We start from the raw sequence: 14,591 nt of genomic DNA, 5'->3' as shown, positions 1-14,591 counted from the left end.
GATTGCTGATCTATTTAGTTAAGACGCCATCAAACTTTCAATGTCATCTATTTCTTTAATCAAAGCACCTGTCAGCACTTCGTTGCCGGTTTCTGTTATTAGCACATCATCTTCAATACGAATGCCGATATTCCACCATTTTTTATCAATGTTATCGCTAGGTGAAACATAGATACCCGGCTCTACCGTCAATGTCATTCCTGGCTCTAATTCACGCCATTCTTCGCTGATTTTATAATCACCCACATCATGAACATCCAGGCCCAACCAGTGACCGGTTTTATGCATGTAAAACGGGAAGTATTTATTTTCCGCAATCAGTTCTTCAAGATCACCTTTGAGCAAGCCATTTTCCAATAAACCAGCAGTGATGACTCTAACGACAGCATCATGTGGATCAATCCAGCGATTACCCGGCTTTGCCATTTCAATCGCAGCATATTGTGAATCAAGTACGATTTGATAAAGAATGCGTTGCTCTTCACTAAACGTTCCACCGACAGGAAAAGTACGCGTAATATCGCTGGCGTAGCCCTGGTTTTCGGCACCGGCATCAATCAACAGCAAATCGCCATCATTTAGTTTTTGGTTATTATCGATATAGTGAAGAATACAGGCGTTCTCGCCACCGCCAACAATACTGGTGTAAGCAGGAACCATGCCTGACTTTCTAAACTCATGCATATATTCAGCATCAATTTCATATTCCATCATACCCGGCTTACAGGTCTTCATAGCACGTTGGTGAGCATTTACCGAAACCTTGGCAGCATCTCTCATTAGCTCTTGTTCTTGCGGCGATTTGAATAAACGCATTTCGTGAAGCAACACGTCTAACGAAATAAACTCATGCGGAGCTTGCACGCCATTTCTAACCTTGGCACGCAGAGAATTTACCCAGCTAATAACCTGACTATCAAAATCTTGGTTATGACCAACACTGTAGAAAACCTTATTTCTGTTTTCCATCAAACCAGGAAGGATTTCGTCAATATCTTCTATAGGAAATGCATCATTAGCGCCGTAGTTTTCTACCGCACCAACCAAACCTGACATACGACCAGTCCATTGCTCTGTCTTTGGGTCTTTCTCACGGCAAAATAAAATGTACTCGCTTTCTTCCCTACCTGGGACTAAAACAGCAACAGCTTCTGGCTCATTAAAACCAGTCAAATAGAGGAAATCACTATCTTGGCGAAAAACAAATTCAGCATCACGATTACGGATTTGTAACTCAGCAGAAGGGATAATTGCGATTGCATCTTCCCCAATTTGATCCATTAAATCGCTTCGACGTTGAGAGAATTCTTTGATACTAATCTGTTTCATGGCTCGCTCTGCTTTAAAGTTCTATTGCGTTATTTTGCTGTGTTTATAGATGATTTATTAATGCTTTTAGTGAATTAAAGAGGATTGTTTTAATGGCTGAAGTTCTTCGTTGATCAACAGAACGCCCATACGGACATATTCACTAATTTCTGCATAAGCTTCTTCAGATTGCTCGACATCCTCAAGGTCAAACTCGCCCTCAGTGCCAATTTCGGTAATATCCGCTAGTAGCTCACGAGAGTCCTGAGGCAGGGACTTATGGTCTTTTACACCCGACATACCAATCCCCAGAATAAATCCCGAACACCATTGCTGAAGAGCTGTCACTCGAGCATAAAGTGATTCATCCTCTTCAGGTAACAGCAGATCAAAACCCATATTAGAATCTTGCAATTGTTGCTTCGTTTCGTCGAATAACTCGCCCGCTAACTTAATCGCTTTATGTTGTTTCGCATTATCAACGTCGACGTCACCAAAGATAAGTTTCACCCAGGCAATCTTGTCAGAACTAATATTCACCACCAACAATCCACAAGCAATAGCCTGTGCTTCAGCAGCATTGTAATCCGCCTCAGCATCTTGCAGAGAGAGATCTAAATCAAAATTTTCCATTTTTGTACTTTCAATAATAATAGAACGTAATTTTAGCGCTTATTAATCAATAAAAATACACCCCCCCACTTATAGAGGGTTTTTTAAGAAAATAATTACTTAACCAGAAATACACCGGTTAAATAATTAACCACTTTTCGAGAAAATCGCTTTAAAAATGAAACCTGATTAGATTGTTTGCCGCCCTGTTTTTCTATTTGTTCTTTAAGTTGTTGAACAACAACTTCAGGCGTTGTTAATTGATTGGTTTCCCAATTCATGTAACGAGGATAATCGATCAATGTTGCAGCAATGAGTTCGTTCAAGACCAGCTTTCGAGAGCGCCGAGGCAGATCATGCATATCAGAGGTTAAGCCCCAATTAGAATAAAAGGGTAATCCATAACAAACTACCTTTAAATCTCTTAGCAAAGCTTCGAACCCTACTAGAGAGGTCATTGTATGAACCTCATCCACTACTGCCAGACAATCTGTAATACTGGCATCATACAAAACCAAGTCGGTATATGCGTCTAAAACCTGCTTATCAACTATTCCCTTACGATTACCGCTAACAACATCAGGATGTGGCTTATAGATAAGAAAAGCATCGTTATTCTTATCTCGTACAGATTCTATCAAGGCAGCATTAGTGTCGATATCAACACAGCCTTTTTTAATCGAAGCATCATCTTCTACCTGACCGGGGATCAATATAATTCTTTGACCGGGTTTCAAAGACAAAGATTCTTTAGTGAATGAAACACCTAAATTATATTTACTTAACTCATTTTCAATTAATGCATTTTTTAATGCTTCTGCCCTATCAAGCTCTTCCTGAGTAAACTTTTTTAATTGCAGGATAGTTTCCAGATCACTTGGCGTGCTGGGGTCGTAATAAATGCCAGTTTTGTCCAACACCAGAGATGCCGGTGCTGTCAAGTCGGTACCGAGACCCGCAGAACGAATAAACCCGTCTTCCACATACCAAGGGGCAACCCCGAATCTCTCAACTAGTTTATCCACTTCACTTTGATCCTTACTTGCCCAAGTAACTAATTGAGAGGAAGAGTTGAAACTTTTTTTTATTGCCTGATCAGCCGATGAAATAAAAATCAAATCTACTTTGGGCAATAAAAAGGCTTTTATATGATTTTTCTTCCAACGGGTGAAATTTATACAAAATAAGGGACCATCTAAATTCAAGTGATTATCATACTGCCTTTCAAAATAAGAAAGCACATCTTCAAGCTCACAAAGAGTTTTTAAATCCGGATCTAGATATAGGGGATAAAGAATATACGCAGCAGCAAAAACTTCTTCCAAGGTTCTTTGTTGCTTTCGTCTTTTCCAGACTTCTAAACCCTGATTAGCCCTATCCTCTGCCAATCCCCAACCTGCATAAAAGGGAACACCAAAACAAATAACTCGCTTACCTAACATTAATGCCTCAAACCCTAGTTGCGACGTGGCTACATATACAACATCGACCTTCTTTAATAAAACCAGAGGATTAATTAAATCAGCAATTACTAATATCCTAGGATTAAGATTCGCTAGGTTTATATTTCCTTTTTTCTTACCCGCTATTACGTCAGGATGGGTTTTGATAATAATTTGCGAATCAGGGTTTTCTTGTAGAGCATTTTTTAACATATCATCAAAAGTATTTGATTCAACATACCCATAATTAAGTGACATATCGCCTGCCGTCTGATCAACAATCAATACCTTCTTTTTATTTTCAAAAATGCGATCATCAAGCTCTAATGAACCATTGTTATACTTAGAGATATTAGATTGAGTAATTCTATCAATTGCTTTTTTCGCGCGATCTAAAGTTAGCGAATTAAAATTTTCATCAGCATATTCAATTAATAAGTTTTCAAGATCAGAACTTTCTGTGGCATCGTAATAAATACCTGTCGCATCTTTAACTAATGAGCAACTCTTTGAGCCTAATACGCCTTGACCCATGGAATGTAAAAAACCATCTTCTAAAGAAAAGTATTTCAATTCATTTTTTTTAGCGAACTCTCTTGCTACTTTTGTATTCTTTTTTCTTCCCCAGCCAACTATAAAATCAATTTTTTCAGGTTTGCTTGGTTTTACAATGAACTCATTAATGTTTAGAAGCTTTTTAATCTCTCTTTTTTTAGCTATTCCTTGCGAAAATATACCAACGATTTTTTTAGAATTGTCCATTTGATTATAATTTTGTAAACATTATCTTAAAGAATGCATTGATACGATAGAAAAAACTTCGCTTAAAAAAATTGTTATTCAACAGAAACATGAAGTGTGAGAAACGGCTTTGTTTTAGAGATAAATAATCATAAAAACTCTTAACAATAGGTTCATCCTCTGGGAAAAGATCGTAATTACTAAGCAGATATTCAATCGTTTGAAACCTATTATCTTGCATAAAAGGAAGTGTATTTGATTTTGTTTTTATCAACTTATTATTACTTGTATTAGTATCGTGTAATCTATATTTGACTAGAGGTTTTGATATGGTTTTTCTTACCCCAAAGCACTCGTTAATCAAAGCAAACCAATAATCATGATATTTTAACTGTACGGGAAAAGGTAATGCTTTTTCGATCAAATTACGATTCATTAATATAGTGTTACCCATAACCCCACAGTGCCCAAGTATTAGAGCTAAGGATTTTGTTTCTGAAAAAACTAATCCTTTTTTAGTGAAAAATGAGGATTCAATCACCTCATCTTGGTCATTAATTAACTCTAAATCACTATGTATTAATATTGGCTTGTCTGGATATGAATTTTCTAAAAATTGTAACTCCTGCATAGATAAAGAGAGTTTATCTGTACACCAGATATCATCTTGATCACACAAAGCGAAGTATTTTCCTGAAACTCTCTCTAAGCTTGATTCGAAATTCTTGAGAAAACCTAAATTTTTATGATTCCTATAGAATGAAATATTAGGGTATTTAGCACAATATTCACTCACTATCGAGAGTGTGGAATCAACAGAACAGTCATCAGATACATGTATTTCTATTAATGGATAGTCTTGTGCCAAGATTGAATCAAGCTGTTTCGATATATACTTCTCCCCCTGATAACAACATAAAATAACATGTATTTTTTCAATAGCCATAAGTTATTTATTGATGCGATCAAAACCTAGTGAAAAATCTTCTTTAAGCAATGTTAAATTTTTATTGTAAGCAGGGTCAGAAAAAAGCCCCTCCCCCCACTTTTCTAATAAATATGCAGATTCAGCGCGTAATTGCTTTTGCTGTTCTTTACTTCGTTTTTTACCACGGGACTTTGACTCGTGATGAATCAACTGAGCATGTGGAGTAAATAAATTACGGTAACCCGCCTCCCTAACTTTTAGACATAAATCAACATCGTTATACGCAACTTTCAAATTAGTCGCATCAAAACCACCAACCGACTCAAAAACTTCTTTTCTAACGACCATGCAAGCTGCTGTAACAGCAGACACATTATGAACTACTTGCAAGCGATTAAAGTACCCTTTAGCAACTCCCTCAAAACCCTTATGAGCATGTGAAGCATAACCTTTAAGACCTAGAATCACTCCTGCATGTTGAATTGTGCCGTCTGGATACAAAAGCTTTGCTCCAACACAACCAATTTCTGGGCGGATGGCTTGTGATACCATCTCTGTTAACCAGTCTTTTTTTATCATTGAAATATCGTTATTGAGAAAACAAAGCAAGGATCCTTTCGCTCCCCTTACGGCAATATTGTTCATTTCAGAATAATTAAAAGGTTTATCGTATCTCAGAATACGAATCTTTTGATTAATCTCTAATTCAATCAAATATTCTAAAGTTTCACTTTGCTGACTTTGATTATCAATAACTATAATTTCAATATTCTCATAATTGGTATTATTAAATAACCCATCTAGACAGGTTTTTAATAGTTCCAATTGGTCTTTAGTTGGGATAATCACAGTAACCAAAGGGACAGGCTCATGTATATCAAACTGAGTTCGATAAATTTCACCCTTGTGATGTTGTTTTAAATGGAACAATATCTTACTTATATGTCCTATTTGACCATCATCCAAAAGATCTGTAGCCCTTAAAGCGAGATCATGATAAGGGTCATTTACTTTAAAATTAAAACCACACAGATCTATAAATAGTTTTCTGTCATAAGCTACGGCCTGTGAAAAATAATTATAGTTAGTAAGGTAATCGGGATTCCAATCTGGTTTAAAAAATGGGTCACATCGTTCATTATTAGAATTCAGATAATCTTCATCCGATATAATTGTTTTTAAAGAATCATCTTCGTCTTTACATTCATTTAAAGACGCTACCGCATAAGTCGAAAGTTGATCACCTTCTTTAAGAAAAGTAAGCAAACTACCTTGAGCTTGTTGTGCAGCTTCATTAGCCGAAATATAAAAGCAGGCTTCATTTTTTCTCTGGATTAGTCTGACTCTTTTATCTTCAATATACTGGAGTTCCTTGGGAATATTTCGCACTGAAATTAACAGCTCCCAATTTGGAGAAACTTGCTCAAGAATGGATAAAATAGTTTTATTAATTTGTTCAAAGTTTTGTACAGATTCTAAAACTACAACAATTGATATCTTTTGTGTAGCTCTCGTATTAATTTGCATACTTTCATACAAGGTCTTTTCTTTTTCGGAGATCCAATCGTGATATCGAAGAGAAGAGTTTAAGGTTTTCTTAAGACCTAAAGCATTTAAGAACGAATCAATCAACATCTTCAAATATTTTATTGGCTGACTCAAGTAATACTTTCTTGGCAGAAGGGTGAATAGAACCCAAATACATCACGTTTTGGGGCAATCGTTTTACTTTGAAAGACTCTCCACGCAAACGAGAATATTCTTTTTTATACTCATCATGAGGCGTATCATCCCTATTTGTAGCTACTCCACCATGCACTTGATGAAATGTCCCTTCACCTAAAAGATAAATCAACTGATGATTAGTTAATTCCTGAGCTCGTTTATAGAAATCTAAATTAACGTATCCACCACCGAGAGTAGTGAAATTTTCATCAAACCCTCCAAGTTTAATTGCTGATGCTTTAGGAAGGGCAATACAATTACTTTCTGCTATTTCACCAAACCAACCTTTAGATGAGGATAAAGCCAATACTGAAATATCAAATAGCTTATACCCATCTTTAGGCCAATCAATTTTTTCAAGCAAGCCATCTTCAATCGATTGATTATATCTACCCGCTGGTACAGATAGATTTTGAGGCTCCATACCTAAATGATAGGCGTGCGTTGCAACCACAAAATCATCATACATCTTAGATGCTTGTATGATTCCTTTTGCTACGCCTGGAGAGAGCATTCGTGCCCCATCAATACAAAAAGCGACGGTATCACCTTTTGCTTTCTTCAAGCCTAAGTTCATTGCATATGCAGGAGACGACGGATTGGAACTATTTAAATAATAACGTAAATTAGGACATGCATCCTTTAGCTCTCGTATATTTAATAAATTTTTGCTTCGGTTTTCAATGAGAATAATTTCAAATTCACCTTGAGGAATGTTTTTTTGATATGCATCTGTCAATGATTGCAAGGTTTTTGGGAACTCTCTTTGCATATCATATGCGAGAATGATGAAGGATAGCTTTGGTGAACTCATAAGTTATAAAATTACTAAATAAATTTATTTAAAACATAGTTATAAACAGAGTATTCTAATTTATGTCTATTCATAAAGCTCTCTTTGAGCTCATAAGGCACATCTAGATCTCTTTTTGCAACGTTAAGATGTTTAAGCATTTCGGGGGAATACTGTTGATTTAGTTTTTCAGCAATTCTTGCTATAGACTCACTCAAGAACTCTGTAACTCCAATTTCTACATATTTTGCTTCAATAATCTCTACATAGTTATCATTTGTAACCTCCTGAGGGAAAAAATTTAATAATCCAGAATGCATACTCTCAAGATATTCTCTCAACCCCCCCTTCTGCAAGTTCAGTTGATCCCTCCAGTTTGGATTTGTTTTTCGAACATAAAAATAACCAGAGACCGCCATTTCAAATGGCTCTCTTATAATTGTGACAAACTGATTCACTTCAGGGTAATAGTGCTCAACTCCAAATTTTTTAGCTCTATTAAAATGGCCATAAACACACAAAGAACCATCTCGAGCATTCTCTTTTAGGCTATGTCGCGGAGGCAGTGTATTATTCCCATCAGAATAATGAAAAAGCAATCGATTACCAAACCAACTTTTATAAATTTCTTTAATGCTAATTCCTGCTGTTTTTGGAACATGGATCAATATTAATGGCTTACTATTGTCATATTTTTTCAATGAAACACCTTACATAGACCACCTAAGCAATTATTCTTAGGTCAAAGTTATAAAAATGATACTTACTTTAATGCTAATTACATGACTAATGAGAACTATTATACATATAGGCCAGCATAAAACTGGGACCACTTCTTTACAAGATTATTTACAAAGCCAGAGAAATAACCTTTTAAAAAAGGGGTTATACGTACCTGATTCTCTAGCAGGAATAAACCACCCATCCCATTACATTTTAAATGTCTTTGCTTTAGACAAGGAAAGGCTTTCCCCAATGAAAGAACACCTTCTCAGCACTAAACCAAAGAGCTTTTTCGACAACCTTGAAAATAAACTAACATCAGATATAGAAAAGCACTATAAGCAAGCTCAAGAAAACAACTGTTCAGATATTATTTGGTCTAACGAAGGGCTATATCTTTTAAATTCAGAAAACGAGTACAAAAAACTATTACAACTTTTCACTAAGCATTCTGATAATATCGTTTGTGTATGTACTTTTCGTGAGAAAAAATCATTCAGAAAATCATATGTTAAACAATTATTAAAACAAAAAATAAACTTTATTCAAACCAAGGACTCATACCGTTATATCCATGAAGACTCTTGGTTATTCGATTATGAAAGTAAAATCAATTTGTTAAAAAAAGTCTTCAAAGACACCATATTTATCGACTATGAGCCTCAAAATATGGTTAAGATATTTATGACGAGCATTGGATACTACGTGTCTCAGAATATAAAAGAAAAACATCTAAATATTACTGATAAGTAACTACTCATAAAACCATAACGGATTCCATTTCATCAATACTTAGAAGTTTGAGTTTTTCAGATTTATTTTGCTTAATTTCTTCGTATGTCATATCAATATATTCTTTAATAATTTCTGAATAATTATCAATTAACACTGTTGAATTAGAATCCAATTTTGTAACCGCTCCCAAACCTGTTGGTGGGCATGGTAATATAGACAAATCCAAATCCGGCCGATACTTCTGTAAACAAAGCACTAGTTTCCATACATCCCCACTCCAAAAATCTGCAATTCGATCTCGCTTTGCTGTCTCCGCGTTCATTGGATACAGGTCATGAATAAATACTACCGAAGTAGGCTTTGAATATTTCTCTAAATTCATTAAATCACGCAATGCAAACTCAAACAAATGCATACCATCTAGAAAAGCCATATCAAATGGATCTCCTTCGAGGTCTTTTATGATTTTATCAGAGCTAAAATAACTATCGCTTGTTTCTACTCTCACTACGTGCTTTTCAGGTAAATCCTTAACATCTAATTGAGGATCTGGGTCGATACCAATTGCATGCACTCTAGGATCTACCAATTCGAATGATGCGCCTTTACAAACGCCGATCTCAATATATCGTTTAGGCTTAATACGTTTATGAAATGATTTTAGTGCCGTAAGATAATTTGGCCCCTTTAATTCCAATGCGGAAAAATTAATTAAGTTTGAAGTATGAGTTGGATTAATCTCAAGGGCTTGAGAAAAGTAATCTTGTGCCAAACTGCTTTGCTGCAGCTTAAGATAAGATTCTCCAAGTATTGTTAATACATCTAGATCGTCTGGATGATCTTCAGAATAAACTTTTAGCTGTTGAATGCCTTTATCTAACTCACCTAATTTGATCAGCTGTATCCCAGCACTTTTTTGATCATAGATTTTTTTTTCTTTCATATACTTATCTTACTTTAAACCAAATTAATAACTTTAAATCCTAACAAGAGAAACGAACAAAAAAGTTAATCAAGCTTTATTATAGATGGAAAATACCTTTCAAAATACCTCTTAAATGTAGTTATGAAATTTAACTTAGCACAGAATTATAAATTGCATACTCCAGTTGATACTTTCTATAAATATTTTTTTCATTTACAACGAACATCTTGATCTAGCTGAAACACATCATAATTTATCGAGTATATCTTGTTGATTTAACTTTGTTCAGCCCTAATCATAGATTTATAAATTAGTTCTGTAATCGAATCGCAACTAATTTTTTAAATCATCTCATTGAAATCATCATCCCTAACTTGATGCAGGAATAATTTTGAATGCGTCTACACGAGATATTCCTTGAACCAATCTTAAGCTAAATAAAATTTTCATTGATTAAACGAACATAGAAAATCCTGATACCAGTATTTCAAAAGAATCACGAGTTATAGTAATAAAGGGATAATATTATTCTTCCCGAAATATTCTATTTTTGTTAAATCCCATAGATAAAACATTGGCTTCTCTTGCTCGCAATGAATCGGTTTCATACTTGTAGAAGGTATTAATTTCACTAACTAAGTTGTTAAACAAGAGCCTTGCCATAATGTTTTTTATAAATTTCTTAAACACTAACTTCCACTAATTTTGGTGTATTTATTTAAATTTAAAGAGAGCTTTCGTCATATCATTTCTCTTTAACGAGACCTCCATATGATATAAGAACATATATATCATTGCTTGAATTGAACAATTTGAAACAAAAAAATGAACTTGTCATCGCACCATTTGTCCATTAGCTTTTAAACCAATAAATCTCTAACTTATGTTTAAAGAGCCTAGATTCTTAATGGTATTGACTTACATGATACTACTGGTACGATGCACATCTTGCCAACAAGGCATGCTATTCTTCCTGGTTCGGCACATAGGCTATAAATTTTGAGATAAATAAATGAAGTTAATAAATATATTACAATTGCTAATGCTAGCTTTAACAATGTCATTCATAAGCTCTTGCTCCAAGAAAGAAGAAGACAACAAATCTAATGAAACCTCTAAGCAGCTAGAAATAAGTACAAAAGAATCCTCTTTACCAGGGCAGCGAGCTTTAGAGCGCTGGAACGCACTGATAAATAAAGACTGGGAAAAAGCCTACTCATACCAATCTCCAAATTACCGAAAAGCTTATTCTAAAGAAGATTTTAGAAACAGTTTTGGTCAAGCTGTAAAGTGGGAAAAAATAAAATTACTATCTACAACTAACGCAAGCGAAAGTATTGCTGATGTTAACTTAGAACTTACTGTGTTTTTTTATGATGGTGACATGAAAATCCCAAACAGTTTCACTGAACGCTGGCAAAAGATTGACGGTATTTGGTGGCACTTTAAGAAATAAACCAAAAATACTTAACTTTTAATATATCTTATAACCAATAAAATAACCATCTACCAAATATGAAAAAAATGATTCGACCTATGTTATTAGCTTTTAATTGCAGCTTCTTTTTTCTAATTCTTTCCGGATCAAGTTTTGCTGAAGATTTAACAAACAAAGACAAAAGCATCCTTTTGAAAGATGGTGGCATTGTTATTACGACAGAAGATGCTCAATTGATGTTAGATGATATGAATCCTGCCCAAAAGCATAGCATGCTTAACAATGAAGAAAAATTTAAAAACCTATTAAGCGATGCGCTAGTCCTTAAGAAAAGAGCTAAAGTGGCTTTAGATAAAGGTATTGACAAAAAAAGACTGGTACAATGGAAGTTAAAAAAACAACAACAACATTTGTTGGTGAACGAATTAATTGATGACTATAAAAATAATATAAAGACTCCTGAGAACTTAGAGCAACTGGCAAAAGAAACATATGACTCAAGCCCGGAGGCATTCAAAATAGAAGAAGAAGTTAAAGTTGCTCACATCCTGTTTATCGTAAAAAAAGATGACACCGAAGAGAGAAAACAAGAACAGTTATCTAAAGCAGAAAGCGTTCTTCAAAGCATTAAACAAGGATTTGCTTTTAATGATGCCGTAAAAGTGCACTCAGAAGACACAGGCTCCGTGCCAAATGACGGAGTCATAGATTTTTTTACTAGAGGAAAAATGGTACCTGCTTTTGAAAAAGCCGCATTCGCCCTTGAAGAAAAAGACAACCTAAGTGATATTGTAGAATCTCAATTTGGGTTCCACATCATTAAATTCCTGGATAGAAAAGAGGAATCTATAAAACCATTTGAAGATGTAAAAGAAAAACTAATAAAAATCGAAAAAGACAAGTTTGTTAAAAGCAAGACAAAACATTACATAGAATCAATATATATCGACAGCTCTACCAATATATATATACCAGCAATTAAAAGTTTTTTTAATGAAGCTCGAAAAGAATTACCAAAATCAAATATAGATCTTTTAACTAAGTAAAAATTACATAGAATTAATCATTGCAGTACAGGAGAGATATCCACACTCTCATTTCTCTGTCGGTGACGGTGGCCTTAATTTTAAAAAGCGTTGATAGATATTTATAATACAACTTTTCGACGAACTCAGTTCGTTGAAAAGTCAATCACACAAAAAAATACACTAAAACTGAATTTATATGTACCTACAAGAAACGATTCCACCCTTTTACTTCCCCAATCTTAAACTCTTAAAAAATGGTGATCTACTTTTCCAGGGCTGCACTCAATCTAGAAATGCACCATAAGTGAGTTTTCATACCCAAGGTCAAGGTTCTGTAGGTAATAGATTCTCTTGTAGTAAAAATTTACACTACCACCTAGATGCTTTGTAGAATAATAAATTTAGTATTTGAATACACACCCCCTACTTTTAGCGAGCTTTTGAAGCAGTATTTTTGGATTCTTAAGACAAATAGCTACTATCCGTAAAATAGCTTTAAACTTGTATCTATTAGACTATTATAACTAGTTTGGGCTCTAATCATTTATAATAACTTTAAATATACATGGTAAATTTTCACTATGATTTCTAAATTCAGGACTAAAAAATCAAAACATTCACTAAGCAATGTTTTTAAAACAAGACAACTTAATTTTACCAGCAATACCAATGTAGCTTTACAACAAAACCACCCTTTTTTATTCGCACAAAAACATGCGCTAAACCTTTACCAAAAAAAAGCAATTTATAGCTTTATACCTAAAAATGGATGCACGACTCTAAGAACAAGTTTAGCAATAGCTAATGGCTTCCTGGAAAACAAAAACCTAGAACAGCATATAAACTGGGTACATAACAATAGCTATACTTTCAGCGCCAATTTAAGTGAATTAGCTTGCGCGGATTATACATTCACTGTTTTGAGATGCCCTTATGAACGACTTACAAGTTTATTTCTAGATAAATTTGTGGACAAAACACCAGTTGCCTGGAATTTTTATCGTCAAACAAATAACAAATACGATCTCGATAAATTAACCTTTTCTGTTTTTTTACAGGCCCTATTAGAACAGCCATCTTTGATAAATGGAGATATTCATTGGCGTAAGCAGGTAGACTTTTTAGTTTATCAAGAATACGATGATTACTTTAATTTCGATAATTTTGATAATATCAGGAATACATTAAAGAATAGAATGAATCTTGATTTGATAGACACCAGAGAAATTACAAATCACGGAAAAGAGAAATATAATAATATAGATGGAAATTTTTCCACAACTTCCGTTGCAGAGTTAAAACTTTTAAAAACAAAATCTACTTTGCCATCAACAGATAGCTTATTTAATAACATTCTCAAAGAAAATACAAAAAAAATATATCAACTAGATTTTGATTTACAAGAACGAATCTTTATTTAGAAATTTCCTTAAAATCTCAACTTACTAAAAAAAAGCCTCGTAATCTAACGAGGCTTTCATAACAACTAATTAATTAAGCTATTTTTATATCAATGTGATTATTGAAGACCCTGAGGTAATTCAAATCCATTATATTCAATTAGACCAGAACAAATCCCAGACACACACTGTGTTTGATTAGGCGAAAGCTTTACATTCAAATAAACTACAGAATCTTCCGGCACACCACAATAATAACCAGTAGAACTTTGCACACCTGGAGATAAATATAGACCAGCGGATGAATTAATATCTTGTGTACTACATCTACCAGTAAATGATGAAGTCATAGAACCTGGCACATCTGAAATTGTATAAGTATAATCTGCTTGTGACACTGCCCCACCCGACTTTTGATTATAATATGATGCAAAATAAGCTAGCGAATAGCTTGCTTTAGTTTTAACTCTTAATGCATAAATTTCACCCTCTTTCATTCCCATGGTCCAGCCAGTAGGCTGGCAGTTAGTTTGAGGATTTTTACCATTAACACAAGACGGTAAAGATGTAGAGAGCGACCCTACATTTACAATATAGACTTGAGTATTATTGCTATCGTCAAGGGTTTGCGGATTTAAATCAGCCTTAGAAGAATAACCATTGAAATAGTCTGTATTCCACAGATTATAAGCATCAGGATCAGTTGCTTCAGATACTGTAGTACCTGTTGTAGTACCTGTTGTAGTACCTGTTGTAGTACCTGTTGTAGTACCTGTTGTAGTACCTGTTGTAG

General features: G+C 34.3%; 13 protein-coding genes. 4 read left to right on the top strand and 9 right to left on the bottom strand.

All coding sequences use genetic code 11. The features are described from left to right. Positions 1 to 18 precede the first annotated feature (18 nt). From pepP to Q1A31_RS19070, 7 genes are all read right to left on the bottom strand, one after another. Complete coding sequence (gene pepP, locus Q1A31_RS19100; protein WP_299880760.1) at positions 19 to 1,329, bottom strand: Xaa-Pro aminopeptidase; 1,311 nt, start codon at positions 1,327 to 1,329, stop codon at positions 19 to 21. A 66-nt stretch (positions 1,330 to 1,395) separates the two neighbouring features. Further along, positions 1,396 to 1,941 carry a YecA family protein gene (locus tag Q1A31_RS19095; RefSeq protein ID WP_299880757.1) on the bottom strand — a complete coding sequence of 182 codons (546 nt, stop codon included), beginning with the start codon at positions 1,939 to 1,941 and terminating at the stop codon, positions 1,396 to 1,398. Between the two features lie 95 nt (positions 1,942 to 2,036). Then, entirely contained in the window at positions 2,037 to 4,124 is a 2,088-nt protein-coding gene (locus Q1A31_RS19090) for a capsular polysaccharide biosynthesis protein (RefSeq protein ID WP_299880754.1), read from the bottom strand. A gap of 4 nt (positions 4,125 to 4,128) precedes the next feature. Continuing rightward, the gene (locus Q1A31_RS19085) at positions 4,129 to 5,049 is read right to left on the bottom strand and encodes a glycosyltransferase family 2 protein (protein ID WP_299880751.1); all 921 of its coding nucleotides are present in this window, start codon (positions 5,047 to 5,049) and stop codon (positions 4,129 to 4,131) included. 3 nt (positions 5,050 to 5,052) lie between these two features. Further along, the gene (locus tag Q1A31_RS19080; protein ID WP_299880748.1) at positions 5,053 to 6,693 is read right to left on the bottom strand and encodes a glycosyltransferase family 2 protein; all 1,641 of its coding nucleotides are present in this window, start codon (positions 6,691 to 6,693) and stop codon (positions 5,053 to 5,055) included. Then, entirely contained in the window at positions 6,656 to 7,570 is a 915-nt protein-coding gene (locus tag Q1A31_RS19075) for a glycosyltransferase (protein ID WP_299880745.1), read from the bottom strand. Before Q1A31_RS19075 ends, Q1A31_RS19080 begins: the two co-directional genes overlap by 38 nt. 14 nt (positions 7,571 to 7,584) lie before the next feature. Continuing rightward, the gene (locus Q1A31_RS19070; protein ID WP_299880742.1) at positions 7,585 to 8,250 is read right to left on the bottom strand and encodes a hypothetical protein; all 666 of its coding nucleotides are present in this window, start codon (positions 8,248 to 8,250) and stop codon (positions 7,585 to 7,587) included. Between the two features lie 88 nt (positions 8,251 to 8,338). Between Q1A31_RS19070 and Q1A31_RS19065 the strand changes: the two genes are divergently transcribed. Further along, positions 8,339 to 9,025 carry a hypothetical protein gene (locus Q1A31_RS19065; protein WP_299880739.1) on the top strand — a complete coding sequence of 229 codons (687 nt, stop codon included), beginning with the start codon at positions 8,339 to 8,341 and terminating at the stop codon, positions 9,023 to 9,025. A 4-nt stretch (positions 9,026 to 9,029) separates the two neighbouring features. On the opposite strand, the gene Q1A31_RS19060 is transcribed toward Q1A31_RS19065, so the two are convergent. Then, positions 9,030 to 9,950 (bottom strand): class I SAM-dependent methyltransferase, encoded by a 921-nt coding sequence (locus Q1A31_RS19060; RefSeq protein ID WP_299880736.1) that lies wholly within the window; start codon positions 9,948 to 9,950, stop codon positions 9,030 to 9,032. Between the two features lie 994 nt (positions 9,951 to 10,944). On the opposite strand from Q1A31_RS19060, the gene Q1A31_RS19055 reads away from it, so the two are divergent. The 3 genes from Q1A31_RS19055 to Q1A31_RS19045 all read left to right on the top strand — a co-directional run bounded on the left by Q1A31_RS19055 (position 10,945) and on the right by Q1A31_RS19045 (position 13,819). After that, on the top strand, positions 10,945 to 11,388 hold the full coding sequence (locus Q1A31_RS19055) for a hypothetical protein (RefSeq protein WP_299880733.1): 444 nt from the start codon (positions 10,945 to 10,947) through the stop codon (positions 11,386 to 11,388). Positions 11,389 to 11,447: 59 nt separating this feature from the next. After that, positions 11,448 to 12,416, top strand: a complete 969-nt coding sequence (locus Q1A31_RS19050) for a peptidylprolyl isomerase (RefSeq protein WP_299880730.1) — start codon at positions 11,448 to 11,450, stop codon at positions 12,414 to 12,416. 563 nt (positions 12,417 to 12,979) lie between these two features. After that, positions 12,980 to 13,819 (top strand): sulfotransferase family 2 domain-containing protein, encoded by an 840-nt coding sequence (locus tag Q1A31_RS19045; RefSeq protein ID WP_299880727.1) that lies wholly within the window; start codon positions 12,980 to 12,982, stop codon positions 13,817 to 13,819. Positions 13,820 to 13,917: 98 nt separating this feature from the next. Here the strand turns inward: Q1A31_RS19045 and Q1A31_RS19040 are convergent. Then, the coding region (locus tag Q1A31_RS19040) for a hypothetical protein (RefSeq protein ID WP_299880724.1) at positions 13,918 to 14,591 on the bottom strand (674 nt) is incomplete at its 5' end.

The sequence above is a fragment of the uncultured Cocleimonas sp. genome, from assembly GCF_947495625.1.
Classification (GTDB): domain Bacteria; phylum Pseudomonadota; class Gammaproteobacteria; order Thiotrichales; family Thiotrichaceae; genus Cocleimonas.
The sequence above is the reverse complement of the archived record's forward strand: the minus strand, read 5'-3'. Positions and strand labels throughout refer to the sequence as shown.

Excerpts from the sequence above, each read along its gene's own strand:
- pepP (WP_299880760.1), bottom strand. The coding sequence starts at position 1,329 with ATGAAACAGATTAGTATCAAAGAATTCTCTCAACGTCGAAGCGATTTA.
- Q1A31_RS19095 (WP_299880757.1), bottom strand. The coding sequence starts at position 1,941 with ATGGAAAATTTTGATTTAGATCTCTCTCTGCAAGATGCTGAGGCGGAT.
- Q1A31_RS19090 (WP_299880754.1), bottom strand. The coding sequence starts at position 4,124 with ATGGACAATTCTAAAAAAATCGTTGGTATATTTTCGCAAGGAATAGCT.
- Q1A31_RS19085 (WP_299880751.1), bottom strand. The coding sequence starts at position 5,049 with ATGGCTATTGAAAAAATACATGTTATTTTATGTTGTTATCAGGGGGAG.
- Q1A31_RS19075 (WP_299880745.1), bottom strand. The coding sequence starts at position 7,570 with ATGAGTTCACCAAAGCTATCCTTCATCATTCTCGCATATGATATGCAA.
- Q1A31_RS19065 (WP_299880739.1), top strand. The coding sequence starts at position 8,339 with ATGAGAACTATTATACATATAGGCCAGCATAAAACTGGGACCACTTCT.
- Q1A31_RS19060 (WP_299880736.1), bottom strand. The coding sequence starts at position 9,950 with ATGAAAGAAAAAAAAATCTATGATCAAAAAAGTGCTGGGATACAGCTG.
- Q1A31_RS19055 (WP_299880733.1), top strand. The coding sequence starts at position 10,945 with ATGAAGTTAATAAATATATTACAATTGCTAATGCTAGCTTTAACAATG.
- Q1A31_RS19050 (WP_299880730.1), top strand. The coding sequence starts at position 11,448 with ATGAAAAAAATGATTCGACCTATGTTATTAGCTTTTAATTGCAGCTTC.
- Q1A31_RS19045 (WP_299880727.1), top strand. The coding sequence starts at position 12,980 with ATGATTTCTAAATTCAGGACTAAAAAATCAAAACATTCACTAAGCAAT.